Origin of the sequence: Streptomyces mutomycini, assembly GCF_001700505.1 — a bacterium.
Lineage (GTDB): Bacteria > Actinomycetota > Actinomycetes > Streptomycetales > Streptomycetaceae > Streptomyces > Streptomyces mutomycini.
Genome location: NZ_MAPV01000377.1, coordinates 1 through 1,221, shown reverse-complemented (window position 1 = coordinate 1,221; position 1,221 = coordinate 1). Strand labels below are relative to the sequence as shown.

General features: G+C 67.7%; 1 protein-coding gene. It reads right to left on the bottom strand.

The genetic code is table 11. The features are described 5' to 3' along the window. Positions 1–1,221 (bottom strand): transglycosylase domain-containing protein (locus BFF76_RS30545; protein WP_141695722.1); only part of this gene is annotated, 1,221 nt, incomplete at both ends.

Sequence of the window (1,221 nt, the reverse complement as noted above, 5' to 3'; positions counted from 1 at the left end):
CCGTTGGCCAGGGCGGCGGCGAGTACGAACGGCTTGAAGGTGGATCCGACCTGGTAGTCGCGGCGGGTGGCGTTGTTGACGTACTGCCTGGTGTAGTCGACGCCGCCGTAGAGGGCGACGACGTGGCCGGTGGCGGGGTCGACGGAGGCGCCGCCGGCGCGGACGTTGCGGTCGGCCTCGCGGTCGTCGCTCGTCTTGGACAGGACGTTGTCCTTCACGGCTTCGACGAGGGCGTCCTGCTTCTTCTTCTGGAGTGTGGTGGTGATGCGGTAGCCGCCGGTGGCGAGGGTTCCCTCGTCGATGATCTTGTTGCTGGTGAGGTACTTCTCCACGGCCTGGACGATGTAGCCGCGCTGGCCGGAGAGCGCGGTGGCGGGCTTGGCCTTGCCGGGGACGGGGAAGGTCATGGCGTCGCGGTCGGCGTGGGTGAGCCAGTCGTGCTTGACCATGCCGTCGAGTACGTAGTCCCAGCGGGCGAGCGCGGCCTTCTTGTTCTCGGGGTTGGTGACGACGTCGTAGGAGCTGGGGGCGTTGAGCAGGGAGGCGAGGTAGGCGCCTTCGCCGGCGTCGAGGTCTTCGACGTCCTTGCCGTAGTAGGCGTGGGATGCGGCCTGGATGCCGTAGGCGTTGCGGCCGAAGTAGCTGGTGTTGAGGTAGCCCTCGAGGATCTCGTCCTTGCTCTGTTCGCGGTCGAGCTTGATGGAGATGAAGAATTCCTTGGTCTTGCGGACGAGGGTCTGTTCCTGGCCGAGGTAGTAGTTCTTGACGTACTGCTGGGTGATGGTCGAACCGCCCTGTCTGCCCTTGCCGGTGACGGTGTTCCAGCCGGCGCGGAGGGTGGCTTTGATGTCGATGGCGTCCTCGGAGTAGAAGTCCCGGTCCTCCGCGGCGAGTACGGCGTGCTGGATGATGCGGGGGATGCGGCGGAGGGGGACGTTCTCGCGGTTGATCTCGCCGTCGCGGGCGATGACGGTGCCGTCCTCGTACAGGTACACGTTGGACTGGGCGGTGGCGCTGGCGTTGGCGGCGGGGATGCCGACGAGCTGGTAGCCGGCGATGAATCCGCCGACGAGGAGCAGCGCGAGGAGGAGCACGCCGCCGAGGACCATGCGCCAGGTGGGGAGGGCGCGGCGCCAGCCGGTGCGCTTGGGCCGCTTGGGGCGTTTTGTGCGCCCCTTGGGCTCCTTTGCGCCGTCCGGGTGCTGGGGGCCGGGGGTGAGG